The sequence below is a fragment of the Streptococcus sp. 596553 genome (genome assembly GCF_900411395.1).
GTDB lineage: Bacteria > Bacillota > Bacilli > Lactobacillales > Streptococcaceae > Streptococcus > Streptococcus mitis_BA.
The window spans coordinates 1-4,938 of record NZ_OXCQ01000023.1 but is presented as its reverse complement, the minus strand read 5'-3'; the positions used below and the strand labels follow the sequence as shown (position 1 = coordinate 4,938).

The following is a 4,938-nucleotide window of genomic DNA, read 5'->3' as shown; positions in this document are numbered from 1 at the left end:
TTTAAAAAAGTTTCAAAAAAGTGTTGACAAGCGAAAGTGACTGTGATATACTAATATAGTTGTCGCTTGAGAGAAGCGAGTGACAAAGACCTTTGAAAACTGAACAAGACGAACCAATGTGCAGGGCACTACAACTAAGGTTGTAGTACTGAACAATGAAAAAAACAATAAATCTGTCAGTGACAGAAATGAGTGAGAACTCAAACTTTTAATGAGAGTTTGATCCTGGCTCAGGACGAACGCTGGCGGCGTGCCTAATACATGCAAGTAGAACGCTGAAGGAGGAGCTTGCTTCTCTGGATGAGTTGCGAACGGGTGAGTAACGCGTAGGTAACCTGCCTGGTAGCGGGGGATAACTATTGGAAACGATAGCTAATACCGCATAAGAGTAGATGTTGTATGACATTTACTTAAAAGGTGCAATTGCATCACTACCAGATGGACCTGCGTTGTATTAGCTAGTTGGTGGGGTAACGGCTCACCAAGGCGACGATACATAGCCGACCTGAGAGGGTGATCGGCCACACTGGGACTGAGACACGGCCCAGACTCCTACGGGAGGCAGCAGTAGGGAATCTTCGGCAATGGACGGAAGTCTGACCGAGCAACGCCGCGTGAGTGAAGAAGGTTTTCGGATCGTAAAGCTCTGTTGTGAGAGAAGAACGAGTGTGAGAGTGGAAAGTTCACACTGTGACGGTATCTTACCAGAAAGGGACGGCTAACTACGTGCCAGCAGCCGCGGTAATACGTAGGTCCCGAGCGTTGTCCGGATTTATTGGGCGTAAAGCGAGCGCAGGCGGTTAGATAAGTCTGAAGTTAAAGGCTGTGGCTTAACCATAGTACGCTTTGGAAACTGTTTAACTTGAGTGCAAGAGGGGAGAGTGGAATTCCATGTGTAGCGGTGAAATGCGTAGATATATGGAGGAACACCGGTGGCGAAAGCGGCTCTCTGGCTTGTAACTGACGCTGAGGCTCGAAAGCGTGGGGAGCAAACAGGATTAGATACCCTGGTAGTCCACGCCGTAAACGATGAGTGCTAGGTGTTAGACCCTTTCCGGGGTTTAGTGCCGTAGCTAACGCATTAAGCACTCCGCCTGGGGAGTACGACCGCAAGGTTGAAACTCAAAGGAATTGACGGGGGCCCGCACAAGCGGTGGAGCATGTGGTTTAATTCGAAGCAACGCGAAGAACCTTACCAGGTCTTGACATCCCTCTGACCGCTCTAGAGATAGAGCTTTCCTTCGGGACAGAGGTGACAGGTGGTGCATGGTTGTCGTCAGCTCGTGTCGTGAGATGTTGGGTTAAGTCCCGCAACGAGCGCAACCCCTATTGTTAGTTGCCATCATTCAGTTGGGCACTCTAGCGAGACTGCCGGTAATAAACCGGAGGAAGGTGGGGATGACGTCAAATCATCATGCCCCTTATGACCTGGGCTACACACGTGCTACAATGGCTGGTACAACGAGTCGCAAGCCGGTGACGGCAAGCTAATCTCTTAAAGCCAGTCTCAGTTCGGATTGTAGGCTGCAACTCGCCTACATGAAGTCGGAATCGCTAGTAATCGCGGATCAGCACGCCGCGGTGAATACGTTCCCGGGCCTTGTACACACCGCCCGTCACACCACGAGAGTTTGTAACACCCGAAGTCGGTGAGGTAACCGTAAGGAGCCAGCCGCCTAAGGTGGGATAGATGATTGGGGTGAAGTCGTAACAAGGTAGCCGTATCGGAAGGTGCGGCTGGATCACCTCCTTTCTAAGGATAAGGAACTGCGCATTGGTCTTGTTTAGTCTTGAGAGGTCTTGTGGGGCCTTAGCTCAGCTGGGAGAGCGCCTGCTTTGCACGCAGGAGGTCAGCGGTTCGATCCCGCTAGGCTCCATTGGTGAGAGATCACCAAGTAATGCACATTGAAAATTGAATATCTATATCAAATAGTAACAAGAAAATAAACCGAAAACGCTGTAGTATTAATAAGAGTTTATGACTGAAAGGTCAGAAAATAAGGTTAAGTTAATAAGGGCGCACGGTGGATGCCTTGGCACTAGGAGCCGAAGAAGGACGTGACAAACGACGATATGCCTTGGGTAGCTGTAAGTAAGCGATGATCCAGGGATTTCCGAATGGGGGAACCCAACAGGTACTACCTGTTACCCACATCTGTTAAGGATGTGAGGAGGAAGACGCAGTGAACTGAAACATCTAAGTAGCTGCAGGAAGAGAAAGCAAAAGCGATTGCCTTAGTAGCGGCGAGCGAAACGGCAGGAGGGCAAACCGAAGAGTTTACTCTTCGGGGTTGTAGGACTGCAATGTGGACTCAAAGATTATAGAAGAATGATTTGGGAAGATCAGCCAAAGAGAGTAATAGCCTCGTATTTAAAATAGTCTTTGTACCTAGCAGTATCCTGAGTACGGCGGGACACGTGAAATCCCGTCGGAATCTGGGAGGACCATCTCCCAACCCTAAATACTCCCTAGTGACCGATAGTGAACCAGTACCGTGAGGGAAAGGTGAAAAGCACCCCGGGAGGGGAGTGAAATAGAACCTGAAACCGTGTGCCTACAACAAGTTCGAGCCCGTTAATGGGTGAGAGCGTGCCTTTTGTAGAATGAACCGGCGAGTTACGTTATGATGCGAGGTTAAGTTGAAGAGACGGAGCCGTAGGGAAACCGAGTCTGAATAGGGCGCCTTAGTATCATGACGTAGACCCGAAACCATGTGACCTACCCATGAGCAGGTTGAAGGTGCGGTAAGACGCACTGGAGGACCGAACCAGGGCACGTTGAAAAGTGCTTGGATGACTTGTGGGTAGCGGAGAAATTCCAAACGAACTTGGAGATAGCTGGTTCTCTCCGAAATAGCTTTAGGGCTAGCGTCGACATTAGAGATTCTTGGAGGTAGAGCACTGTTTGGGTGAGGGGTCCATCCCGGATTACCAATCTCAGATAAACTCCGAATGCCAAAGAATTATGGTCGGCAGTCAGACTGCGAGTGCTAAGATCCGTAGTCGAAAGGGAAACAGCCCAGACCACCAGCTAAGGTCCCAAAATAATTGTTAAGTGGAAAAGGATGTGGGGTTGCACAGACAACTAGGATGTTAGCTTAGAAGCAGCTATTCATTCAAAGAGTGCGTAATAGCTCACTAGTCGAGTGACCCTGCGCCGAAAATGTACCGGGGCTAAAACAATTTACCGAAGCTGTGGATACCTTTATAGGTATGGTAGGAGAGCGTTCTATGTGTGAAGAAGGTATACCGTGAGGAGTGCTGGAACGCATAGAAGTGAGAATGCCGGTATGAGTAGCGAAAGACAGGTGAGAATCCTGTCCACCGTAAGACTAAGGTTTCCAGGGGAAGGCTCGTCCGCCCTGGGTTAGTCGGGACCTAAGGAGAGACCGAAAGGTGTATCCGATGGACAACAGGTTGATATTCCTGTACTAGAGTATGTAGTGATGGAGGGACGCAGTAGGCTAACTAAAGCAGACGATTGGAAGAGTCTGTCTAAGCAGTGAGGTGTGAATTGAGTTAAATGCTTAGTTCTATAACATTGAGCTGTGATGGGGAGCGAAGTTTAGTAGCGAAGTTAGTGACGTCACACTGCCAAGAAAAGCTTCTAGCGTTTAAACATACTCTACCCGTACCGCAAACCGACACAGGTAGTCGAGGCGAGTAGCCTCAGGTGAGCGAGAGAACTCTCGTTAAGGAACTCGGCAAAATGACCCCGTAACTTCGGGAGAAGGGGTGCTGACTTTAAGTCAGCCGCAGTGAATAGGCCCAAGCAACTGTTTATCAAAAACACAGCTCTCTGCTAAATCGTAAGATGATGTATAGGGGGTGACGCCTGCCCGGTGCTGGAAGGTTAAGAGGAGTGCTTAGCGCAAGCGAAGGTATGAATTGAAGCCCCAGTAAACGGCGGCCGTAACTATAACGGTCCTAAGGTAGCGAAATTCCTTGTCGGGTAAGTTCCGACCCGCACGAAAGGCGTAATGATTTGGGCACTGTCTCAACGAGAGACTCGGTGAAATTTTAGTACCTGTGAAGATGCAGGTTACCCGCGACAGGACGGAAAGACCCCATGGAGCTTTACTGCAGTTTGATATTGAGTGTCTGTACCACATGTACAGGATAGGTAGGAGTCTATGAGATCGGGACGCCAGTTTCGAAGGAGACGTTGTTGGGATACTACCCTTGTGTTATGGCCACTCTAACCCGGATAGGTGATCCCTATCGGAGACAGTGTCTGACGGGCAGTTTGACTGGGGCGGTCGCCTCCTAAAAGGTAACGGAGGCGCCCAAAGGTTCCCTCAGAATGGTTGGAAATCATTCGCAGAGTGTAAAGGTATAAGGGAGCTTGACTGCGAGAGCTACAACTCGAGCAGGGACGAAAGTCGGGCTTAGTGATCCGGTGGTTCCGTATGGAAGGGCCATCGCTCAACGGATAAAAGCTACCCTGGGGATAACAGGCTTATCTCCCCCAAGAGTTCACATCGACGGGGAGGTTTGGCACCTCGATGTCGGCTCGTCGCATCCTGGGGCTGTAGTCGGTCCCAAGGGTTGGGCTGTTCGCCCATTAAAGCGGCACGCGAGCTGGGTTCAGAACGTCGTGAGACAGTTCGGTCCCTATCCGTCGCGGGCGTAGGAAATTTGAGAGGATCTGCTCCTAGTACGAGAGGACCAGAGTGGACTTACCGCTGGTGTACCAGTTGTCTTGCCAAAGGCATCGCTGGGTAGCTATGTAGGGAAGGGATAAACGCTGAAAGCATCTAAGTGTGAAACCCACCTCAAGATGAGATTTCCCATGATTTTATATCAGTAAGAGCCCTGAGAGATGATCAGGTAGATAGGTTAGAAGTGGAAGTGTGGCGACACATGTAGCGGACTAATACTAATAGCTCGAGGACTTATCCAAAGTAACTGAGAATATGAAAGCGAACGGTTTTCTTG

The 4,938-nt window shown here is 49.8% G+C and carries 1 tRNA gene and 2 rRNA genes; all 3 read left to right on the top strand.

From position 1 onward, the window contains the following. Positions 1 to 207: 207 nt before the first annotated feature. Positions 208 to 1,753 (top strand): 16S ribosomal RNA (locus tag DSY56_RS11480). A gap of 51 nt (positions 1,754 to 1,804) precedes the next feature. Then, a tRNA-Ala gene (locus tag DSY56_RS11475) sits at positions 1,805 to 1,877 on the top strand. A 124-nt stretch (positions 1,878 to 2,001) separates the two neighbouring features. After that, a 23S ribosomal RNA gene (locus DSY56_RS11470) occupies positions 2,002 to 4,903 on the top strand. Together the 16S and 23S rRNA genes with 1 tRNA gene alongside form the textbook arrangement of a ribosomal RNA operon. Positions 4,904 to 4,938: the final 35 nt, after the last annotated feature.